The following is a 20,949-nucleotide window of genomic DNA, read 5'->3' as shown; positions in this document are numbered from 1 at the left end:
GCCGGCATGATCCCCATGGTGCTGCCCGACTACCAGCCGGTGACTGATGCCCAGGTGCGCAGCGCCTTCGAGGAGCTGTGGAACACCGAACTCGACCCCGAGCCGGGGCTCACCGTGGTCGAGATCATGGACGCCATCGCCGCCGGGACCATCCAGGGGATGTATATCCTCGGCGAGAACCCGGCGATGTCCGACCCCGACCTCGACCACGCGCGGGCGGCGCTGGGCAAGCTCACGCATTTGGTGGTGCAGGACCTGTTCATCACCGAGACCGCCCAGTTCGCCGACGTGATCCTGCCGGCCTCGAGCTGGCCGGAGAAGGACGGCAGCGTCACCAACACCAACCGCCAGGTGCAGCTGGGGCGCGCCGCGGTGCCGCTGCCCGGGGAGGCCAAGCCCGACTGGTGGATCATCCAGCAACTCGCCAACCGCCTGGGCCTGGACTGGGATTATACCCATCCCCGCGAGGTGTTCGCCGAGATGAAGCGCGGCATGGCCTCGCTCGACCATATCTCGTGGGCGCGTCTCGAGCGCGAGAGCTCGGTGACCTATCCGTGTCCGGCCGACGACGCGCCCGGCGCCGACGTGGTGTTCTCTGATGCCTTCCCCACCGCCAGCGGGCGGGCGAGCTTCACGCCGACCCGGCCGCTGCCGCCGGACGAACCCATCGACGCCGACTACCCCACGGTGCTGATCACCGGGCGCCAGCTCGAGCACTGGCACACCGGCGCCATGACCCGCCGCAGCCGGGTGCTCGACGATCTGGAGCCCGAGGCGGTGGCGAGCCTCGCGCCCGCCGAGCTGGTGCGGCTGCGCCTCTCACCGGGGGAGCCGCTGACCATCGCCACCCGGCGCGGCGCGATCACCCTGAGGACGCGGGTCGACCCGCAGATGAGGGAAGGCATGGTGTTCGTGCCCTTCTGCTACGTCGAGGCGGCGGCCAACCTGCTGACCAACCCGGCGCTCGACCCCGACGGCAAGATCCCCGAGTTCAAGTACGCCGCCTGTCGGCTGAGTCGCGCGGAAGAGGCATTGATAGAGAGCGAATAAAAAGGCCGCGGCCCCTATTCTCGAGGGGGCCAAAACGACAGGGCCCGCATGATAGCGGGCCCTGTCGCGTTATTGGCAAAGGATCAGCCGCGAACCACTCGCAGGCTCGGGGCGCTATGCTCCAGGTTCTCCTGCATCCGCTCGCTGTACCAGTCGATGAAGTCGATCACCCCGAACTCGTAGGTCTCGGAGTAGGGGCCCGGCTCGTAGGCCTTCGAGTTAATGCCGCGCTGGTTCTCCTCGGCCAGCCGCTTGTCCTGGGCGTTGGTGGCGTCCCATACCCGGCGCAGTTGCTCGGGGTCGTAGTCGACGCCCTCCACGGCATCCTTGTGGACTAGCCACTTGGTGGTAACCACCGTCTGCTGCGGGCCCAGCGGCAGCACCCGGAATACCACGGCATGATCGCCCATGAAGTGGTTCCAGGAGTTGGGCAGATGCAGGATGCGCAGCGAACCCATGTCGGGGCTCTGTAGGCGCCCCATCAGCTTCTTGCAGCCCGGCTGACCATTCGGGGTCATCGACACGGTGCCTTCGAGCAGCGGGGTGCGGGTCAGGCGGTTGCGTTTGCCGAAACGCCTGAGCTGCCAGGGCACCTTGTCGCCATCCCAGTCGGCCTGCTTGCGCGCGACCAGGCTCTTGTAGGCCGGTGTGGCGCGCGGGTCGTCGGTATCGTCGAACTCCTGCAGCGAGTTGAGCAGCTCGGGATGAGCGCCGTTGCAGTGGTAGCACTCGCGATTGTTCTCGAGCACCAGCTTCCAGTTGGCCTGTTCGACGATGTGCGACTCCACCGCCACCTTGACGTTGGCCATGTCGTAGGGCTCGAGATAGTGCTCCAGCGTCACCAGGAAGTCGTCGATGGCCGGCGGCTGCTCGGCCAGGCTGACGAAGATGAAGCCGCCGGCGGTCTTCACCTGCACCGGCTTGAGGCCGTACTGGCCGAGGTCGAAGTCCGTGCCCATGTCAGAGCCGGCGAACAGCAGCCGGCCGTCGAGCTCGTAGGTCCATTGATGGTAGGGGCAGACCAGCTTGGCGACCTTGCCCTTCTCGCTGACGCACAGCCGGGAGCCGCGATGCCGGCAGACGTTATGGAACGCATGGATCACGCCCTTGTCGCCCCGCACGATGATCACCGGGTTGTCGCCCACCTCCAGGGTCATGTAGTTGCCCTTGGCGGGAATCTCGCAGGTAATGCCGGCAAACAACCATTCCTTGCCGAAGATCTCCTGCATGTCCAGGGCGAACAGCCGGGCATCGTTGTAGAAGGGCTGAGGCAGCGAGAGGTTTCGCGCGCGACTGGCAAGCATGGCACTGGTGGCCTCGCGTGCCGGGGCCAGATCATCATCCAGAGCGAGATGGGCATTGATATCCATGGAAACACGTCCTCGTGCAGGCCGCTTGTGCGGCATCGGGCGGATTATTGATGTTGTGAGAGACATGGCGTCGTGTGATGGGCCGCATACGCCAGTCGCGGTGTTGGATGAAAACAGGCCAAGTGTGAATCAGCCGGCGAGGGCAGAATTGCTTGCCGGCGACAGGCGACGATGCAGGAGCGACGCCGGCTCATGACAAGAGACGCCGGGTGGAGATCATGGGCATGTCCGTGTCGCTGACAGGCAAGTGGGGACGCCATCGATTGGCGCAGAATTTCGCTCAACGACAAGGCGGTGGCACCGCGGTCGGAGCCTCCCATGGTGCAGCCCAGGCGACATGACAATGACTATGAACTTCCTCAACCCCGTCACGACCCAGACCTGGACCAATGGTCGCCATGCGGTGCGCTGCGTCAAGGTGATCCAGGAGACCTGGGACGTCCGTACTTTCTGCTTCATGGCCGAGCAGCCGGTACTGTTCTTCTTCAAGCCGGGACAGTTCGTGACCCTGGAGCTGGAGGTCGATGGCGAGCCGACCATGCGCTCCTACACCATTTCCAGCTCGCCGTCGGTTCCCTACAGCTTCTCGATCACCGTCAAGCGGGTGCCAGGCGGCCGGGTGTCCAACTGGCTGCATGACAACGTGAAGGTTGGCGACGAGCTGGCGGTACACGGCCCGGTGGGCAACTTCAACTCGATCGACTTCCCCGCCGACAAGGTGCTGTTCCTCTCCGGCGGCGTCGGTATCACGCCACTGATGTCGATGACCCGCTGGCTCTTCGACACCAACGCCAACGTCGACGTCGAATTCATCCACAGCGCCCGTGCACCGCGCGACGTCATCTACCATCGCGAGCTGGTGCACATGTTCTCGCGAATTCCCGAGTTTAAGTTACATATCGTCTGCGAGAAAAAGGACGACATCGGCGAGGCCTGGGCCGGCTACCGCGGGTATCTGACCCAGCCGATGCTGGAGCTCATGGCGCCGGACTTCCTCGAGCGTGAAATCTTCTGCTGCGGCCCCACGCCCTACATGAATGCCGTGAAGAAGCTCCTGCGCGATAACGGTTTCGACATGAGCCACTACCATGAGGAGTCCTTCGCTGCCACGCCAATTGAGGTCCAGGAGGATGTGCTGGAAAACGTCGAACAGGCCGAGGCGCTGGCCGAGGAGTTCGACGCCGCCGACTTGATCAGCGTGGAATTCTCATCTTCGGGCAAGAGCGTGCGCATCCAGCCCGGTGAAACGGTGCACTCCGCAGCGGCCAAGCTCGGCCTGCACATTCCCAAGGCCTGCGGGATGGGCATCTGCGGGACCTGCCGGGTCCCCCTGAGTTCCGGGCAGGTGGACATGGATCACAACGGTGGCATCACCGACGAGGATCTCGCCGAGGGCTATATCCTCTCCTGCTGCAGCAAGCCGCTGGGCGACGTGGTGGTGGAGTACTGACGCGACGGCTCCCTGCGTTTATCTGCACTTATAGGAAGGGGGCAGGCAAGCAGCGTATAGGTGTTACCTGCCGTGGCGAATGCGCTAGAGTCGTGCAATGAACGACATCAAAAGTCCTATCCGCTCTTCAGAGAGAGCCAGCAAGCGCTCTGTCATGCCCCCTGTCGCCGCAGATGCGTCGCTCTCGGTCGGCTTCGTCCTTTTGCACCGCTTCACCCTGTTGCCTTTTGCGGCCTTCGTTGACTGCCTGCGTCTCGCTGCCGACGAGGGGGACCGTAGCCGCCAGCTACGTTGCCACTGGACGCTGATGACCAGTTCCGGTCAGGAGGCCCTCTCCAGCTGCGGTGCCGCGATTACACCCTGCCTGTCGTTCCGGAGTCCGGCCGAGTTTGACTACATCGTGGTGATCGGCGGCGTCCAGGACGAGCGCGACCAGGTCGATACCACGGCCCTGGCCTATCTACGTCAGGCGGCGGCCGCCCAGGTTCCGCTGGTGGGGCTTTGCACCGGCGTATTCGCCCTGATCCAGGCAGGGGTGATGGCGGGGCGGCGCTGCTGCGTCAGCTGGTACCACCATCGCGACATGATCCAGCGCTTTCCCGCTATCGAGCCGGTAGCCGACCGCCTGTTCATCGACGATGGCGACCGACTCAGCTGCGCGGGCGGGGCGGCCTCCGCGGACCTGGCCGCCTACCTGGTCGAGAGGCACCTGGGCAAGGCGTGGGCCATGAAGAGCCTGCATATCATGTTGCTCGACGAAGCTCGCATCGGTACACACCCGCAGCCGCAGCCGGTGGTGTTCGGCAAGATCGAGGACCGCCTGGTGCGTCGTACCATCGCCGTGCTTGAGCAGCATCTGGGCGAGTCGATCACCATGGAAATGCTCGCCGAGCGCGTGGGGACGTCACGTCGCAACCTAGAGCGCCGTTTTCGCGAGGTGCTCGGCGTAGGGCCGCAGAAATTCGCCCGTGACCTTCGCCTGCGCTATGGCCTATGGCTATTGCACTACACCGGCAAGAACATCACCGAGATCGGCGAGCGCTGCGGCTTCGCCGATACGGCTCACTTCTCGCGTCACTTCCGTAATGCCTTCGGCGCGACGCCGTCGGCGATGCGCAAGCTCGCCGGCGAGCCTGGAAGCGAGCGGGTCGATCCCTTCTTCCTGCATATCGACGGCCGCCCTACGCTCTGAGCGTTGGCTCGCTTCGTGTCATCTCGAGCTCCCCCACGTGGCGGCGCTGCTCCACCGGAAGCTCGCTGCGAGAAGCTCGCTGCGAAGAGAGGCGCTAATGGCTTGGCGTGCCGGACGTTCAGGAAACCTGTCGCATCTGTTCAATCTTTACCCCTCCCTATCGCCTTTAATCGAAACGTGAGCCCGATGAGCTGTGCAGCGATTATCTGCGCATAAGGATTTCAAATTTTTCACCCTGGCAGGTTATCGATAGATTCGAGGAAAAACCCTGCCCATCTTCAAGAACAACAGGAGTCTTTCATGAACCATTCTTCCCTTACCGACTTCGATTCCCAGATCGCTGCCGCCATCGCCGACGAGGTGTCTCGCCAGGAGGCGCATGTCGAGCTGATCGCCTCCGAGAATTACGCCAGCCGGGCCGTGATGGAGGCCCAAGGCACCCAACTGACCAACAAGTACGCCGAGGGCTACCCGGGCAAGCGCTACTACGGCGGCTGCGAGCACGTCGACGTGGTCGAGCAGCTGGCGATCGATCGCGCCTGCGATCTGTTCGGCGCCGATTATGCCAACGTGCAGCCGCACTCCGGCGCCCAGGCCAATGCCGCGGCCTTCATGGCGCTGATCAAGCCGGGCGATACCGTGCTCGGCATGAGCCTGGCCCACGGCGGCCACCTGACCCACGGCGCGGCGCCCAACTTTTCCGGCAAGCACTACCACGCCGTGCAGTACGGCCTGAACCCGGAAACCGGTGAGATCGATTACGAGGAAGTCGAGCGCCTGGCGCGCAGCCACAAGCCGAAGATGATCATCGCCGGCTTCTCGGCCTACGCGCGGGTGGTCGATTGGCGGCGTTTCCGCGCCATCGCCGACGAGATCGGCGCCTGGCTGATGGTCGATATGGCGCACGTCGCGGGCCTGATCGCGGCCGGCCACTACCCGAGCCCGATTCCCCACGCCCATGTGGTGACCACCACCACCCACAAGACCCTGCGCGGCCCGCGCGGTGGCCTGATCCTTTCCGCCCATGGCGACCCGGCGCTGTACAAGAAGCTCAATGGAGCGGTCTTCCCCGGCCAGCAGGGCGGGCCGCTGATGCATGTGATTGCCGCCAAGGCGGTGGCCTTCAAGGAGGCGATGAGCCAGGAATTCGTGCGCTACCAGCAGTGCGTGATCGACAACGCCCGCGCCATGGCCAAGGTATTCATGGCGCGCGGCTATGACGTGGTCTCCAACGGCACCGACGATCATCTTTTCCTGGTGTCGCTGATCAAGCAGGGCGTCACCGGCAAGGACGCGGATGCGGCCCTGGGGCGTGCGCATATCACCGTCAACAAGAACGCCGTGCCCAATGACCCGGAGAGCCCCTTCGTCACTTCCGGCCTGCGCATCGGCACTCCCGCGGTCACCACGCGTGGCTTCGATGAAACGGAGTGCGCCGAGCTGGCGGGCTGGATCTGCGACATCCTCGACGTGCTGGCCGAGCGCGGCAACACCGAGGCGGTCGAAGCCGAGGTGCGCGAGAAGGTCGCCGAGCTGTGCGAGCGCCATCCGGTCTACGGTACGGCATCGTCCGACACCGGCGCGGTTAGCGAGACATCCCTCGCCTGAATTCATCCGTCAGGAGAACTCCCCATGCAACACTATTCAGGCTTCGGGCTGGCCAAGCACGCGCTGAGTCATCATGAGAACTGGGAGCGCCAATGGCGCAATCCCACGCCCAAGAAGCAGTACGACGTAATTATCGTCGGCGGCGGCGGCCACGGCCTGGCCACCGCCTACTATCTGGCCAAGGAGCACGGCATCACCAACGTGGCCGTGGTCGAGAAGGGCTGGCTGGGCGGCGGTAATACGGCGCGTAATACCACCATCGTGCGCTCCAACTATTTATGGGATGAGTCGGCGGCGCTCTACGAGCACGCCATGAAGCTGTGGGAAGGATTGTCGCAGGACATCAACTACAACGTGATGTTCTCCCAGCGCGGCGTGATGAACCTGGCCCACACGCTGCAGGACATGCGCGACGTCCAGCGCCGGGTCAACGCCAACCGTCTCAACGGCATCGACAGCGAGGTGATCACCCCCGAGCGGATCCAGGAGATCGTGCCGATCATGGACTGCTCGAAGAACGCGCGTTACCCGGTCCTGGGGGCCTCCTGGCAGCCCCGTGCCGGCGTGGCCCGCCACGACGCCGTGGCCTGGGGCTACGCCCGGGCGGCCGATGCGCTGGGCGTCGATCTGCTGCAGAACACCGAGGTCACCGGCTTCAAGGTCCGCGACGGTCGCGTCTATGGCGTGCACACCAACCGTGGCGACATCGAGGCGAAGACCGTCGGCTGCGTCGCGGCCGGCAACTCCGGTGTACTGGCCAAGATGGCCGGCTTCAAGCTGCCGCTGGAGTCGCATCCCCTGCAGGCGCTGGTCTCCGAGCCGCTCAAGCCGATTCTCGATACCGTGGTGATGTCCAACCACGTGCACGGCTACATCAGCCAGACCGACAAGGGCGACCTGGTGATCGGCGCCGGCATCGACGGCTATAACGGCTACGGTCAGCGCGGCAGCTACCCCACCGTGGAGCACACCCTGCAGGCCATCGTCGAGATGTTCCCGATATTTTCCCGGGTGCGCATGAACCGCCAGTGGGGCGGCATCGTCGACACCTGCCCGGACGCCTGTCCGATCCTCTCCGCGACACCCGTGAAGGGGCTGTTCTTCAACTGCGGTTGGGGCACCGGTGGCTTCAAGGCCACCCCGGGCTCCGGTCACGTCTTCGCTTGGACCCTGGCCAAGAACCAGGCTCATCCGCTCGCCGCGCCGTTCTCCATCGACCGCTTCCACACCGGGGCGCTGGTGGATGAACACGGCGCCGCCGGCGTGGCCCACTAGGAGGAGCCAAACCCATGTTCCATATTCATTGTCCCTACTGCGAAGAGCTCCGTGAGGAAGAGGAGTTCCACCCCAAGGGCCAGGCGCATATCGCCCGGCCGGCCGACCCCGAGGCCTGCAGCGACGAGGCGTGGGGCGACTACCTGTTCTTCCGCGACAACCCGCGTGGCATACATCACGAGCTGTGGGTGCACGCCATTGGCTGTCGCAAGTTCTTCAACATCACGCGCAACACCGTGACCTACGAGATCCTCGAGACCTACAAGATGGGCGAGCAGCCGGCAATCACTGCCGAGAGCCTGGCGAGCACCGAGAAGCTCGCGGGCGTGCAGGTCGCCGGTGGCGGTCAGCAGACGGTGGGCGCAAGCGACAGCGCGGTGAAAGACTCAAGGGGGGCCAAGGTATGACACGCAATGCACAGCAGTCCAACCGCCTGGCGCAGGGCGGTCGCATCGATCGCGCCCGCACGCTGAGCTTCACCTTCAACGGCAAGCGTTATTCAGGCCATGCCGGCGACACCCTGGCCTCGGCCTTGCTGGCCAACGGGGTGGACATCGTCAACCGCAGCTTCAAGTACTCGCGCCCCCGCGGCATCGTCGCCGCCGGCGCCGAGGAGCCCAATGCGCTGGTCCAGTTGGGCAGCACCGAGGCGGCTCAGGTGCCCAACGTGCGGGCCACCCAGCAGGCGCTGTTCGATGGCCTCACGGCGCAAAGCACCAACGGCTGGCCGAACGTACAGCGCGATGTCATGAGCCTGGTCGGCAAGCTGGGCGGGCGCTTCATGCCGCCGGGCTTCTACTACAAGACCTTCATGGCCCCGGCGTCCATGTGGATGACCTACGAGAAATACATCCGCAAGGGCGCCGGCCTGGGCCGCAGCCCCATGGAGCGCGATCCCGACAGCTACGACCATCTTCACCAGCACTGCGATCTGCTGGTGGTCGGCGCTGGCCCGGCCGGCCTGTCGGCGGCGCTGACGGCGGCGCGCAGCGGCGCCCGGGTGATTCTCTGCGATGAGCAGGAAGAGATGGGCGGCTCGCTGCTCGACAGCCGCGAGCTGCTCGACCATCAGCCCGCCGCCCAGTGGGCGGAGCGCGTCGTCGCCGAGCTGGCCGCACTCGACAATGTCACCCTGCTGCCGCGCACCACCGCCAACGGCTACCACGACCACCACTTCGTCACCCTGCACGAGCGGCGCACCGAGCATCTCGGCGAGACCGCGCCGCTGGTCGATGGCTATCGCCCCGCCCGCTCGCGCATGCATCGTGTGCGTGCCGGCCAGGTACTGCTGGCCACCGGCGCCCACGAGCGGCCGCTGGTCTACGGCAACAACGACGTGCCGGGCAACCTGCTGGCCGGCGCCGTTTCCACCTATATCCGCCGCTACGGGGTGGTGCCGGGCAACAAGCTGGTACTTTCCACCAGCAACGATCACGCCTACCGCGCCGCCCTGGACTGGAACGATGCCGGTCGCGAGGTGGTGGCCATCGTCGATGCGCGCAAGTCACCGGACGGTGAGCTGGTCGAGCAGGCCCGTGCCCTCGGTATCCGGGTGATCGCCGGCAGTGCCGTGCTCGAGGCCAAGGGCAGCAACCGCGTGAACGGCGCCCGCGTCGCCACCATCGACGCCGAAGCGTTCAAGGTCACCGGCCAGGCCGAGACGCTGGAGTGCGACACCATCGCCAGCTCCGGTGGCTACAGCCCTGTGATCCACCTGGCCTCCCACACCGGTGCCCGACCGACCTGGAACGACGAGATCCTCGGCTTCGTGCCCGGCCTGGTGAAGGGCGTGCATGCCGCCGGCAGCGCCCGCGGACTCCATGATCTGGCCGAAGGCTTGGCCGATGGCATCACCATGGCGTCTCGGGCGCTGGATTCCTTAGGCCGCTCGGCCAAGGCGATCGAACTGCCCCAGGTCGACGCCCGCCGGGAAGGCGCCGCCTGCGCGCTCTACCACGTGCCTCATGAGAAGCCGACGCTGCGTGGGCCCAAGCAGTTCGTCGACCTGCAGAACGATGTCACCGCGGCGGCCATCGAGGTGGCGACGCGCGAGGGCTTCGAGTCCATCGAGCACGTCAAGCGCTACACCGCCATGGGCTTCGGCACCGATCAGGGCAAGCTCGGCAACATCAACGGCATGGCCATTGCCGCCCGCTGCCTGGGCAAGTCGATCCCCGAGGTGGGCACCACGGTGTTCCGTCCCAACTACACCCCGGTGACCTTCGGCGCCATTGCCGGGCGCCATTGCCGCGAGCTGTTCGATCCCGAGCGCTACACCGCGCTGCACCAGTGGCACGTGGAGCACGGTGCCGAGTTCGAGGACGTTGGCCAGTGGAAACGCCCCTGGTACTTCCCGAAGCGCGTCAACGGCAAACTCGAGACGCTGGACGAGGCGGTAGCGAGAGAGTGCCTGGCCGTCCGCCAGGGGGTGGGGGTGCTGGACGCCTCGACCCTGGGCAAGATCGACATCCAGGGACCGGACGCCCGGGAATTCCTGGGGCGGGTCTACACCAACAAGTGGGCCAAGCTGGCACCCGGTCGCGTGCGCTACGGACTGATGTGCAAGGACGACGGCATGCTGATGGACGACGGTACCACCAGCTGTCTGGGCGAGAATCACTTCCTGATGACCACCACCACCGGCGGAGCGGCAGGGGTCATGGAGTGGCTGGAGCTATGGCATCAGACCGAGTGGCCCGAGCTTCAGGTCTATTTCACCTCCGTCACCGACCATTGGGCGACGATCACCGTTACCGGCCCGGAGGCGCGCAAGCTGCTCGCCGAGATCACCGATATCGATCTCGACAAGGAGCAGTTCACGTTCATGGACTGGCGCGAGGGCAAGGTGGCCGAGGTGCCGGCGCGGGTGTTCCGTATCTCCTTCACCGGCGAGCTCGCCTACGAGATCAACGTCCAGGCCAACTACGCCATGCACGTCTGGCAGACCCTGTTCGCGCACGGCGAGAAGTATGACCTGACGCCTTACGGCACCGAGACCATGCACGTGCTGCGGGCCGAGAAGGGCTTGATCATCGCCGGCCAGGACACCGACGGCTCGGTAACGCCGGAGGATCTGGGCATGCAGTGGGCCGTCGGCTACGACAAGCCATTTGCCTGGATCGGCAAGCGCGCCCTGTCACGCCCCGACACGCGTCGGGTCGACCGCAAGCAGCTGGTGGGCTTGAAGCCTCGTGATCCGAAAGTGGTGCTGGAGGAAGGGGCACAGATCGTTCTCGACCCGGACCATGCGATCCCGATGCCGATGGTGGGCCATGTGACCTCCAGCTACTACAGCGCCATTCTCGGCCACGGTATCGCCCTGGCGGTGGTCAAGGGCGGGCATAACCGGATGGGCGAGACGGTCTACCTGCCCATGGTCGATGGCCAGGTGCACGAGGCCGAGATCGTCAGCAATGTCTTTTACGATCCCAAGGGGGAGCGCCAGCATGTCTAATTCGGTTGCCCAGAACGTCAGGACCTTCGAGACGCATCCCGAAGCCACGGTGCCGGCAGAGTCTCCGCTGGCCTGGTCCTATCATCACAGCGGCCGCCCCAGCGCCAGCGCCAAGAGCCGCGTGGTGCTGCGCGAGCGCGCCATGCTGGGTCATCTGATCCTGCGCGGCGGCGCCATTGTGCTCGACGAGGCGGTGCGACAGGTACTCGGCTTCGGCCTGCCAGGGCGACCCAACGGCCTGACCCGGGACGCAAGCGGCGAGCGCTCGATCCAGTGGCTCTCGCCCGACGAGTGGCTGGTCATCGTGCCCGGTGGCGAGGAGTTCGCCCTGGAGGGCAAGCTGCGCAAGGCCCTGGGCGAGGCCCACTACGCGATCGTCGACGCCAGCGGCGGCCAGACCCTGATCGAACTCGAGGGCGAGATGGCCCGCGAGCTCTTGATGAAGTCGACCCCCTACGACGTCCACCCCGATGCCTTTCCGGTGGGCAAGGGCGTCACCACGGTGTTCGCCAAGGCGACGGTGATTCTGCGGCGCCCGGACGAGCAGCGCTGGGAGTTGGTACTGCGGCGCAGCTTCGCTGACTACCTCTATCGCTGGATCCTGGACGCCGGCGCGGAATATGCCATCGGCGTCGAGGCCTGACAGCAGATGGCTTGACAGGAGAGAGGGGGGCCGGCAGCCGCCGGTCCCGTCCAGGAGAGACACATCATGCAAGACAACAACAACCGCTGGATCCTGGCGGCCCAGTGTCCGAGCCGGCTCGGCACCGTGGACGTGGTGACGCGCTTTCTCAAGGAGCAGCGCTGCTATATCACCGAGCAGCACTCCTTCGATGACCGGCTTAACGGTGGTTTTTTTATCCGCACCGAGTTCCGGCCCGAGGCAGACGGCTTTGACGCCGACGCCTTCGAGGCCGGCTTCGCCGAGCGAGCCGCCGAGTTCGCGATGCGCTTCGAGCTGACCCCGCCGGGGCGGCGCATGCCGGTGGTGATCATGGTGTCGAAGGCCGATCACTGCCTCAACGATCTGCTCTACCGCTATCGCGTCGGCCAGTTGCCGATCGATATCCGCGCCATCGTCTCCAACCACCCGGACCTGGCACCGCTGGCGGAATGGCACGACCTTCCCTATCACCATTTCCCGATTACGCCGGAGACCAAGCTCGAGCAAGAGGCGCAGGTCGCTCGGGTGATCGAGGAAACCGGCGCCGAGCTGGTGATCCTGGCCCGCTACATGCAAGTGCTGTCCAGCGGGATGTGCGAGCGACTCAGTGGCCGCGCCATCAATATCCACCACTCGCTGCTGCCGGGCTTCAAGGGGGCCAAGCCCTACCACCAGGCCTACGACAAGGGCGTCAAGCTGGTCGGCGCGACGGCCCACTACATCAACGACGACCTGGACGAGGGGCCGATCATCACCCAGGGCGTCGAGCCGGTTGGCCACACCGACTACCCGGAAGACCTGGTGGCCAAGGGCCGCGATATCGAGTGCTTGACACTGGCCCGGGCCGTCGCCCTGCACGTGGAGCGCCGCGTCTTCCTGCATGCCAGGCGCACGGTGGTCTTCGATCGCTAACACAGACAACGACAAATATTCTGCAAGGGTGGGAAGCATGCCAATCAGCGTTTTCGAATTGTTCAAGATCGGTGTCGGGCCCTCGAGCTCGCACACCGTTGGCCCCATGCGGGCCGCCTTCGACTTCCTCGGCGAGTTAACGGCGCGCGACCTGCTCGCGCGCATCACCCGCGTCGAGGTCCAGCTCTTCGGTTCGCTGTCGGCGACGGGGATCGGCCATGGTACCGATCGGGCGGTGATCATGGGCCTGATGGGCGAGCGGCCCGACGGCATCGACCCGGCGATCATCGGCCCCGCCATCGATGCCCTGCGCGCGTCCGATTCGCTGCGGCTGGCGGGTGACCACGCGATCCCCTTCCGCTGGGCGCGCGACATGCAGTTGCACGAGGAGAGCCTGCCGCACCACCCCAACGCCATGCGCCTGATCGCCTACGACGACGACGGCGAGCGCTACCGCAACACCTACTACTCGGTGGGCGGCGGCTTCGTCATCGACGAGGCCCAGGCTGGTTGCGGTGAGCTCGATACCGATGCCAGCCAGTTGCCCTACGATTTCCAGACCGGTGACGAGCTGATGCGCATGTGCCGGGAGAGCGGCCTGCGCATCAGCGAGCTGATGCTGGAAAACGAGAAGACGTGGCGCAGCGAAGCCGAGATCCGCCAGGGCCTGCTGACGATCTGGGCGGCGATGCAGGACTGCGTCAGGCAGGGCATGGAAGCCGAAGGCGTATTGCCCGGCGGGCTCAACGTCAGGCGTCGCGCCAAGTCGCTGTACCAGCGCATGCTGGCCAGCGAGGACGACCACTCGCTGATCGCCTCGACGATGTCGGCCATGGACTGGGTCAACCTCTACGCCCTGGCGGTCAACGAGGAGAACGCCGCCGGCGGGCGCATGGTCACCGCGCCCACCAACGGCGCGGCGGGCATCATCCCCGCGGTGCTGCACTACTACATGCAGTTCCGTCGTGGCGCCAGCGAGCGCGACGTGGTGGTTTACCTGCTCACCGCCGGCGCCGTGGGGGTGCTGTGCAAGAAGAACGCCTCGATCTCTGGCGCCGAGGTGGGCTGCCAGGGCGAGGTCGGCTCGGCCTGCGCCATGGCCGCCGCCGGCCTCGCCGAGCTGATGGGCGGCAGCGTGGGTCAGGTGGAAAACGCCGCCGAGATCGGCCTGGAGCACAACCTGGGGCTGACCTGCGACCCGGTGGGTGGCCTCGTTCAGGTGCCCTGCATCGAGCGCAACGCCATCGCCTCGGTGAAGGCGATCAACGCCGCGCAGATGGCGCTGCGCGGCGACGGCGAGCACTTTATTTCACTCGACAAGGTGATCCGCACCATGCGCGATACCGGGGCCGACATGCAGGACAAGTACAAGGAGACCTCCCGCGGCGGGCTGGCGGTCAATGCCATCGAGTGCTGAGGAAGCCGATAAAAGGTGGCTCGAAGTGATGCTGACATGGCGCCGCGCCTGGGCGTCCGGCTCGGCAGCCGGGTCTTCCACACCCTGATCCTTCATCTCGAAAATGACGTACCCATCCAGCTCGAAAGGCGCTTCGTCAATCCGCGCTGGGTCCCGTATTATTCCGATACCGATTTTGCGCGTTACACGCCCAACAAGGGCTAGTGACGGACCTGACATTTGTTCCGCCGATGGTGATGTTTGGGTGACGAGGGCGGCGTTGATTTAAATAAGCCCTAACTGTTGAACCAGTTGGGGCTGCTCATTAACTGAGAGAGTTCCTCGATGACTTCTACGCTTAACGCCCTCTTCGGCCCGCTGTTGCGTCTGGGCCTGATCACTCAGATCGCTATCGGCATCGTTTGCGGTATCCTGCTCGCCGTCCTTGCGCCCGGGGCCGCCGTGTCGGTCTCGCTGCTCGGGGAGCTGTTCGTCTCGGCCCTCAAGGCAGTGGCCCCCATCTTGGTCTTCGTGCTGGTGGCGGCCGCCATCGCTGGCCACCGCCAGGGACAGCCGACGCATATTCGCGGCGTGCTGCTACTCTACGTGATCGGAACCCTGGTGGCGGCGCTGGTCGCCGTGGTGGCGAGCTTTGCCTTCCCGACAACGTTGACGCTGGACATGCCGGAGGTTAGCGGCAATCCCCCGGGCGGCATTCTGGAGATCCTGCGCAACCTGCTGCTCAATGCTGTTGCTAACCCGGTCACCGCGCTGATGGAGGCGAATTTCACCGCCATCCTGGCCTGGGCCATCGGCCTCGGTCTGATGCTGCGCCACGCCAGCGAGACTACCCGCGGCGCGCTCAACGACCTCTCCGAAGCCATCTCCGGTATCGTCCGCGTAGTCATCCGCTTCGCCCCGCTGGGCATCTTCGGTCTGGTCGCCAATACCCTGGCGGAAGCCGGACTGGGCGCACTGCTCGAGTATGGCCGACTGCTGGGTGTGATCGTCGGCTGCATGCTGTTCGTGGCGCTGGTCACCAATCCGCTGATCGTCTTCTGGCAGACCCGCCGCAACCCCTACCCGCTGGTCTTCACCTGCCTGCGCGGCAGTGCCATCACCGCCTTCTTCACCCGCAGCTCGGCGGCCAATATCCCGGTCAACATGGCGCTGTGCGAGCGCCTCGATCTCGACCCCGACACCTATGCCATCTCCATTCCGCTGGGCGCCACCATCAACATGGCCGGCGCGGCGATCACCATCTCGGTGATCACCCTGGCCGCGGCCAACACCCTGGGCATCAGTGTCGACTTCCCCACCGCCATATTGCTGTGCGTGGTCTCGGCGCTGGCCGCCTGTGGCGTCTCGGGCGTGGCCGGTGGTTCGCTGCTGCTGATTCCCATGGCAGCCAGCCTGTTCGGCATCTCCACCGACGTGGCGATGCAGGTGGTGGCGATCGGCTTCGTAATCAGCGTGGTGCAGGACTCCACCGAGACGGCGCTAAACTCCTCCACCGACGTGCTGTTTACCGCGGCCGCCTGCCGTGCTGCAGAAAAGCGTCAGGCCGCCGCTTACGCGAGCAAAGGGTGATTCCATGTTCGTCAGCGTCTTCGACTTGTTAAAGGCCAACTTGGGGCCCTCGAACTCGCACACTCTGGGCCCTATGCGGGCCACCCACCGCTTCATTTTTCGAAATTAAGCGCCACCATTCGCAGTCGCAGCGCATTGGCGATCACGCTGACCGAGGAGAGGGACATCGCCGCGGCGGCGATGATCGGTGACAACAGCATGCCGGTGAAGGGATAGAGGATGCCGGCGGCGATCGGCACCCCCGCGGCGTTGTAGACGAATGCGAAGAACAGGTTCTGGCGGATGTTGCGCATGGTCGCCCGCGATAGGCGATGCGCCTCGACGATACCCATCAGATCGCCACGCAACAGGGTCACGCCGGCGCTCTCGATGGCCACGTCGGTGCCGGTGCCCATGGCAATGCCCACGTCGGCGATCGCCAGGGCGGGGGCGTCGTTGACGCCGTCGCCGGCCATTACCACCACGCGTCCTTCGTCGCGCAGGCGCTGCACCACGCGTCCCTTGTCCTGGGGCAACACCTCGGCCTCCACCTCGTCGATGTTCAGCCGCCGTGCCACCGCCTCGGCGGAGGTGCGGTTGTCGCCGGTGAGCATAACGACCCGGATGCCGTCCGCCTGCAGGGCGCGGATGGCCTCGCCGGTGGTTTCCTTGACCGGGTCGGCAATGGCCAGCAGGCCGGCCAGGCGACCATCCACGGCGGCGAAGATTACCGTGGCGCCGTCGCCCCGCAGCTCCTCAGCCGCCTCGGCCTGTTCGGCGAGCTCCACCTGCTCGCTCTCCATCAGCAGGCGATTGCCGAGCGCGACGCGATGACCGTCGACCCGGCCCGTCACGCCCTTACCGTTGGGGGCGTCGAACTCCGTGGCCTCCGAGAGCGTCACGCCCTCTTCCTTGGCCTTGTCGACGATCGCCTGCGCCAGGGGATGCTCGCTGCCGCGCTCCAGTCCTGCGGCCAACCGCAGCAGTTCTGCCTCATCGAAGCCTTCCGCCGGCCGCAGCTCGGTCACCCGAGGCTTGCCCTCCGTCAGGGTGCCGGTCTTGTCGACGACCACGGTGTCGACCTTCTCCAGGCGCTCCAGGGCCTCGGCGTCGCGGATCAGCACGCCGGCCTGGGCACCCCGTCCCACGCCGACCATGATCGACATCGGCGTCGCCAGGCCCAGGGCGCAGGGGCAGGCGATGATCAGCACGCTGACCGCGGCGATCAGGCCGAAGGCCATGGGCGGTGCCGGCCCCCACAGCGACCAGGCGATGAAGGCCACCACGGCCACCAGGATCACCACCGGCACGAAGACGCCGGCCACCTTGTCGGCCAGCCCCTGGATAGGCGCCCGGCTGCGCTGGGCGCTGGCGACCATCTGGACGATCTGCGACAGCATGGTGTCGCGGCCTACCTTGTCGGCACGCATGATGAACGACCCCTGGCCATTGATACTGCCGCCGATCACGCCGGCGCCGGCTTCCTTGCGCACCGCCAGTGGCTCACCGGTGACCATCGACTCGTCGACGTTGGAGCGCCCCTCCAGCACCTCGCCGTCCAACGGCACCTTGTCGCCGGGGCGCACGCGCAGGCGATCGCCGACCTGAACCTGGTCGAGGGAGACCTCTTCTTCCTGCCCCTGGTCGTCGAGGCGACGCGCGGTGGCCGGGGCCAGGTCAAGCAGCGCACGGATCGCCCCGGAGGTCTTCTCCCGGGCCCGCAACTCCAGGACCTGCCCCAGCAGCACGAGTACCACGATCACCGCCGCGGCCTCGAAGTAGACGGCCACCGAGCCGTCGGCCTGGCGGAAGGTTTCGGGGAAGATGCCCGGCACGATCGTTGCCAGCAGGCTGTAGACCAGCGCCGCGCCGGTGCCGATGGCGATCAGGGTGAACATGTTGAGGCTGCGCCGCACGATGGAGCGCCAGCCGCGCACGAAGAAGGGCGCACCGGCCCAGACGACCACCGGCGTGGCGAGCAGTAGCTGAACCCAGTTCGAGACCTGCGGGGCGATCAGATGATCAAGCCCGACCAGATGACCACCCATCTCCAGCACCAGTACCGGCAGGGTCAGCACCAGGCCAATCCAGAAGCGCCGCGTCATGTCCTGCAATTCTTGCGAGGGCCCGGTGTCGGCGGAGACCGTCTCGGGCTCCAGAGCCATGCCGCAGATCGGACAGTCGCCGGGGCCCTCCTGGCGGACCTCGGGATGCATCGGACAGGTGTAGATCGTCCCTGGTGGCGCCGATTCGGCCGGTGGCTTATCGCCCATGTAGGCCTCGGGGTCCGCCTCGAACTTCTCCCGGCACTTCGCGGAGCAGAAGTACCAGGTCTTGTTCGCGTGGGTAGCGCGGTGCTCGGTCGCGTGCGGGTCGACGTCCATCCCGCAGACCGGGTCCTTGACCATGTGGTGGGAATGGCTATCCGGCATCGTTCATGCTCCCTGTCGACCGAGCCAGAGGCTCGCGAAACTGCGCCAATCGATCCACTCACCGAAGGACTTGAGGTCCGGAAGGTGTCTCCCGGACAAATCAGTGTGAGTGCGAATGTTCGTTATCGCCAGTCGACTCATCAGGCGGCTCGCGACGCGACAGGAATAACCCTTCGCCGAGCAGGATGAGCGTGAACCAGACGGCGGCCTGTCCCAGCGCGGGCCGGGCGGCAGCCGCCAAGGAATAATCTTTCGTCTTCAGGGGAAAGAGCTCAATCGTCATCTCGGCCATCTGCCCCGTCAAGGCGAAAATACCTGCGCCGATCATCACGCCGGTGCCCAAGGCCACGGCAAACGACAGACTGTTCTCCTGCTAGGCTGGCGAACGGTCCGTGTCCGGCATGTTGATCCCTCCTAATGATCCAGGTACCGCAGATGCTGGATGGGTCGATAATCGCCACGTATTCTCAGCCTATAACCTGCGTGTTACCCAAGGGTCAAGCGTTGTATCGCGACAAGACCTCATGGTCGTTTAACTCCTGGCAAGCCAGCCCCAGCATCGATCCTGACGACCGTAATATAGTCAAGAACCAACAAAGCCAATGCCAGGATAGAAGCCGACTAATTCAGCTTCAGTTCAGCTTTTACACCTATGTTTAAGTTAGGCAAGGGTCTAAAAGGCGTAAGTACGATTTCAGGCATCAATCAATGGCACTTCATGACCCTTAGCAGCAGTTATATCTATTCATTAATGAGCGCAGCCTCGCAGTCGGTGTTGATGAATTCATTGCGCCTGCGCCGGGGGAGATCTGATCATGAATGACGAAAGGGGGTGGTTGGACAGAGGGCCCAGCAAGGGCACTTTCTGGCTCATGGCGGCACTTGCCTTGGGGGTAATGGGCTTCCTGCTCTGGGAGGAGCACAAGGTGCATATGCTTGGTGCCCTGCCTTGGCTGATCCTGCTCGCCTGTCCGCTGATGCATGTGTTCATGCACGGCGGGCATGGTGGCCACGGAGGTAATGGCGGGCATGACGACCATAGAGGAGGACGCGATGAGTGACGGCGTACCCGCCTATGGCTTTTAGGCTATCTCCGGCCCGGCCACCTTCGGCTGTGGGAGGACCGCGTGAGCGAGTCGATTGCCTCGATACTGAGTCTTGCCGGCACCATGCGCAACAGCATGTGCAAGACATGGTTTCAGGGCCTCTATGGCTGGAGGCTGTCGCGTGAGAACGAGAGACGTAGCTGAAACCGGTCCGGTTCACAACACATACGGTTAGCACATGCCTTCAAGGGAGCGCACTGGATGAATATCGAGACCTTTCAAGACCTGATCGATTGGACCCGGCAGCTGCATGGCCATCTGGCAGAGTGCCTCAAGCACTGTGCCACCCAGCAGGAGGAAGCCCGTGCCAAGTGGTTACTGGAGTATCTTGCGGATCACGAGGCGACACTGGAGCAAACAGTAGCCGGCTTCGAGAAACAGGCCGACCCGAAGGCCCTTCACACTTGGGTCTACGATTACCTGTCCCATGCCCCCATCGCTCCGCACCAGGTGTGTCGCTCACCCTATGCCGAGATGAGCTTCGATGATATCTGCCGGACCATCTTTTCGCTGCATGACCAGGTCATCGAGCTGTATCGCTACCTGGAAGGGCGGGCCGAAATCCCCGAGACTCGCGAACTCGTTCGCGAACTCTTGAAGCTTGAGGAACACGAGTCGATGCGCCTGGCCCAGCAGACCAACCGGGCTCGGGACATGTAGCCAGGCGATGAACAGGGATCACCATCCGGCTCCGGGGAGACAGGGGTAGTCAGGCCTTGAAGGGGAAGAGTCGGTACCTGTTTTCGATGTTGACCGCTGTGCGACACATAGCGGAAAGAATGTAAGTAAAGGTCCTGAATGGACCCAATGGTTCGCCAGGAGAACGATCATGGAAATTCGCAAGCATACTCTCGCCCTCGGACTCGCCCTGGCACTCGGTGCCAGTGGGAGCGGCGTCGCCCTCGCCCAGAGCATGCCTGACAGTCAGCCCGGTCAGGGAAGCGACATGATGCGCGGTAGCGGCGGCCAAGGCGGTATGGATCCCGGCATGATGGGGGGAATGATGGGCGACGGCCAAGGCGGCATGGGGCCAGGCATGATGAGAGGCATGATGGGTGGCGAAATGATGCCCTGCCCGATGATGGGAGGCGCTGGCATGGGCATGATGCAGGAGATGCTCGACCCGGAGCAGCGCGACGAGATGCGCGCGCTGACGCAGGAGCACCGCCCCGCCCAGTTCGAGCGCATGGGACGCCTGATGAACCTGCGCGATGACCTGATGACGGAAATGCGCGGCGAGCGCCCCGACCCCGAAAAGGTCCAGGCCCTGCACGGCCGGATGGCCGAGCTTCACGGCGAGATGATGGCCGAGAGGGTGCGCATGCAAAATGCCATGCATGACCTGATGACCGACGAACAACGTCAGCAGCTTCAGCAGGCCACCCCCGAGAGTGACGTCGACCCCGAGGACCACGAGGCCCATCACTGACCGGGGGTGTCACAGACTCAGGCAACAGGACGGCCATGTTTG

20 protein-coding genes are annotated in these 20,949 nt (G+C 64.9%); 17 read left to right on the top strand and 3 right to left on the bottom strand.

Translation table 11 applies throughout. From position 1 onward, the window contains the following. Window positions 1-1,050 (top strand): molybdopterin oxidoreductase family protein (locus BM341_RS17960; protein WP_175507907.1); only part of this gene is annotated, 1,050 nt, incomplete at its 5' end. Between the two features lie 83 nt (window positions 1,051-1,133). On the opposite strand, the gene BM341_RS17955 is transcribed toward BM341_RS17960, so the two are convergent. Beyond that, window positions 1,134-2,420: an aromatic ring-hydroxylating oxygenase subunit alpha gene (locus BM341_RS17955; RefSeq protein WP_089797533.1), complete on the bottom strand. Its 1,287-nt coding sequence runs from the start codon at window positions 2,418-2,420 to the stop codon at window positions 1,134-1,136. A gap of 343 nt (window positions 2,421-2,763) precedes the next feature. Here BM341_RS17955 and BM341_RS17950 point away from each other — a divergent pair, with 343 nt between their 5' ends. From BM341_RS17950 to BM341_RS17895, 12 genes are all read left to right on the top strand, one after another. Then, window positions 2,764-3,870, top strand: a complete 1,107-nt coding sequence (locus BM341_RS17950) for an FAD-binding oxidoreductase (RefSeq protein WP_089797531.1) — start codon at window positions 2,764-2,766, stop codon at window positions 3,868-3,870. Between the two features lie 154 nt (window positions 3,871-4,024). Further along, window positions 4,025-5,062: a GlxA family transcriptional regulator gene (locus BM341_RS17945; protein WP_089797529.1), complete on the top strand. Its 1,038-nt coding sequence runs from the start codon at window positions 4,025-4,027 to the stop codon at window positions 5,060-5,062. 300 nt (window positions 5,063-5,362) lie between these two features. Beyond that, on the top strand, window positions 5,363-6,670 hold the full coding sequence (gene glyA / locus BM341_RS17940) for a serine hydroxymethyltransferase (RefSeq protein ID WP_089797527.1): 1,308 nt from the start codon (window positions 5,363-5,365) through the stop codon (window positions 6,668-6,670). 24 nt (window positions 6,671-6,694) lie between these two features. Then, the gene (locus BM341_RS17935; protein ID WP_089797525.1) at window positions 6,695-7,945 is read left to right on the top strand and encodes a sarcosine oxidase subunit beta family protein; all 1,251 of its coding nucleotides are present in this window, start codon (window positions 6,695-6,697) and stop codon (window positions 7,943-7,945) included. A 14-nt stretch (window positions 7,946-7,959) separates the two neighbouring features. Next, window positions 7,960-8,352 (top strand): sarcosine oxidase subunit delta, encoded by a 393-nt coding sequence (locus BM341_RS17930; RefSeq protein WP_089797524.1) that lies wholly within the window; start codon window positions 7,960-7,962, stop codon window positions 8,350-8,352. Further along, a complete protein-coding gene (locus tag BM341_RS17925) occupies window positions 8,349-11,399 on the top strand; it encodes a sarcosine oxidase subunit alpha (RefSeq protein WP_089797522.1) in 3,051 nt (1,016 codons plus the stop codon). The genes BM341_RS17930 and BM341_RS17925 overlap by 4 nt, the downstream gene beginning before the upstream one ends. Continuing rightward, entirely contained in the window at window positions 11,392-12,042 is a 651-nt protein-coding gene (locus BM341_RS17920) for a sarcosine oxidase subunit gamma (RefSeq protein WP_089797520.1), read from the top strand. The genes BM341_RS17925 and BM341_RS17920 overlap by 8 nt, the downstream gene beginning before the upstream one ends. A gap of 66 nt (window positions 12,043-12,108) precedes the next feature. Continuing rightward, window positions 12,109-12,975 (top strand): formyltetrahydrofolate deformylase, encoded by an 867-nt coding sequence (gene purU / locus BM341_RS17915; protein ID WP_089797518.1) that lies wholly within the window; start codon window positions 12,109-12,111, stop codon window positions 12,973-12,975. Between the two features lie 37 nt (window positions 12,976-13,012). After that, complete coding sequence (locus BM341_RS17910; RefSeq protein ID WP_089797516.1) at window positions 13,013-14,392, top strand: L-serine ammonia-lyase; 1,380 nt, start codon at window positions 13,013-13,015, stop codon at window positions 14,390-14,392. Window positions 14,393-14,407: 15 nt separating this feature from the next. Beyond that, window positions 14,408-14,596: a UTRA domain-containing protein gene (locus BM341_RS17905; protein WP_342713902.1), complete on the top strand. Its 189-nt coding sequence runs from the start codon at window positions 14,408-14,410 to the stop codon at window positions 14,594-14,596. A gap of 120 nt (window positions 14,597-14,716) precedes the next feature. Beyond that, window positions 14,717-15,961, top strand: a complete 1,245-nt coding sequence (sstT, locus tag BM341_RS17900; RefSeq protein WP_089797512.1) for a serine/threonine transporter SstT — start codon at window positions 14,717-14,719, stop codon at window positions 15,959-15,961. 4 nt (window positions 15,962-15,965) lie between these two features. Then, window positions 15,966-16,070, top strand: a complete 105-nt coding sequence (locus BM341_RS17895) for a serine dehydratase beta chain (protein WP_089797510.1) — start codon at window positions 15,966-15,968, stop codon at window positions 16,068-16,070. Here the strand turns inward: BM341_RS17895 and BM341_RS17890 are convergent. Continuing rightward, window positions 16,054-18,372: a heavy metal translocating P-type ATPase gene (locus BM341_RS17890; protein ID WP_089797509.1), complete on the bottom strand. Its 2,319-nt coding sequence runs from the start codon at window positions 18,370-18,372 to the stop codon at window positions 16,054-16,056. The two genes, BM341_RS17895 and BM341_RS17890, sit on opposite strands and share 17 nt — an antisense overlap. A gap of 100 nt (window positions 18,373-18,472) precedes the next feature. Beyond that, window positions 18,473-18,703 (bottom strand): hypothetical protein, encoded by a 231-nt coding sequence (locus BM341_RS19415; RefSeq protein WP_217646260.1) that lies wholly within the window; start codon window positions 18,701-18,703, stop codon window positions 18,473-18,475. A 484-nt stretch (window positions 18,704-19,187) separates the two neighbouring features. On the opposite strand from BM341_RS19415, the gene BM341_RS17875 reads away from it, so the two are divergent. From BM341_RS17875 to BM341_RS17865, 4 genes are all read left to right on the top strand, one after another. Continuing rightward, on the top strand, window positions 19,188-19,433 hold the full coding sequence (locus BM341_RS17875; RefSeq protein ID WP_089797505.1) for a DUF2933 domain-containing protein: 246 nt from the start codon (window positions 19,188-19,190) through the stop codon (window positions 19,431-19,433). Window positions 19,434-19,499: 66 nt separating this feature from the next. Beyond that, window positions 19,500-19,622: a hypothetical protein gene (locus BM341_RS19695; protein ID WP_281246507.1), complete on the top strand. Its 123-nt coding sequence runs from the start codon at window positions 19,500-19,502 to the stop codon at window positions 19,620-19,622. Window positions 19,623-19,679: 57 nt separating this feature from the next. Continuing rightward, entirely contained in the window at window positions 19,680-20,138 is a 459-nt protein-coding gene (locus BM341_RS17870) for an ATPase (protein WP_089797503.1), read from the top strand. A gap of 169 nt (window positions 20,139-20,307) precedes the next feature. Beyond that, a complete protein-coding gene (locus BM341_RS17865) occupies window positions 20,308-20,907 on the top strand; it encodes a Spy/CpxP family protein refolding chaperone (RefSeq protein WP_089797501.1) in 600 nt (199 codons plus the stop codon). Window positions 20,908-20,949 lie beyond the last annotated feature (42 nt).

The sequence above is a fragment of the Halomonas korlensis genome (assembly GCF_900116705.1).
Lineage (GTDB): Bacteria > Pseudomonadota > Gammaproteobacteria > Pseudomonadales > Halomonadaceae > Halomonas > Halomonas korlensis.
The sequence above is the reverse complement of the archived record's forward strand: the minus strand, read 5'-3'. Positions and strand labels throughout refer to the sequence as shown.

Coding starts and splice junctions, on each gene's coding strand:
- BM341_RS17955 (WP_089797533.1), bottom strand. CDS start 2,420: ATGGATATCAATGCCCATCTCGCTCTGGATGATGATCTGGCCCCGGCA.
- BM341_RS17950 (WP_089797531.1), top strand. CDS start 2,764: ATGACTATGAACTTCCTCAACCCCGTCACGACCCAGACCTGGACCAAT.
- BM341_RS17945 (WP_089797529.1), top strand. CDS start 4,025: ATGCCCCCTGTCGCCGCAGATGCGTCGCTCTCGGTCGGCTTCGTCCTT.
- glyA (WP_089797527.1), top strand. CDS start 5,363: ATGAACCATTCTTCCCTTACCGACTTCGATTCCCAGATCGCTGCCGCC.
- BM341_RS17935 (WP_089797525.1), top strand. CDS start 6,695: ATGCAACACTATTCAGGCTTCGGGCTGGCCAAGCACGCGCTGAGTCAT.
- BM341_RS17930 (WP_089797524.1), top strand. CDS start 7,960: ATGTTCCATATTCATTGTCCCTACTGCGAAGAGCTCCGTGAGGAAGAG.
- BM341_RS17925 (WP_089797522.1), top strand. CDS start 8,349: ATGACACGCAATGCACAGCAGTCCAACCGCCTGGCGCAGGGCGGTCGC.
- BM341_RS17920 (WP_089797520.1), top strand. CDS start 11,392: ATGTCTAATTCGGTTGCCCAGAACGTCAGGACCTTCGAGACGCATCCC.
- purU (WP_089797518.1), top strand. CDS start 12,109: ATGCAAGACAACAACAACCGCTGGATCCTGGCGGCCCAGTGTCCGAGC.
- BM341_RS17910 (WP_089797516.1), top strand. CDS start 13,013: ATGCCAATCAGCGTTTTCGAATTGTTCAAGATCGGTGTCGGGCCCTCG.
- sstT (WP_089797512.1), top strand. CDS start 14,717: ATGACTTCTACGCTTAACGCCCTCTTCGGCCCGCTGTTGCGTCTGGGC.
- BM341_RS17895 (WP_089797510.1), top strand. CDS start 15,966: ATGTTCGTCAGCGTCTTCGACTTGTTAAAGGCCAACTTGGGGCCCTCG.
- BM341_RS17890 (WP_089797509.1), bottom strand. CDS start 18,372: ATGCCGGATAGCCATTCCCACCACATGGTCAAGGACCCGGTCTGCGGG.
- BM341_RS17875 (WP_089797505.1), top strand. CDS start 19,188: ATGAATGACGAAAGGGGGTGGTTGGACAGAGGGCCCAGCAAGGGCACT.
- BM341_RS17870 (WP_089797503.1), top strand. CDS start 19,680: ATGAATATCGAGACCTTTCAAGACCTGATCGATTGGACCCGGCAGCTG.
- BM341_RS17865 (WP_089797501.1), top strand. CDS start 20,308: ATGGAAATTCGCAAGCATACTCTCGCCCTCGGACTCGCCCTGGCACTC.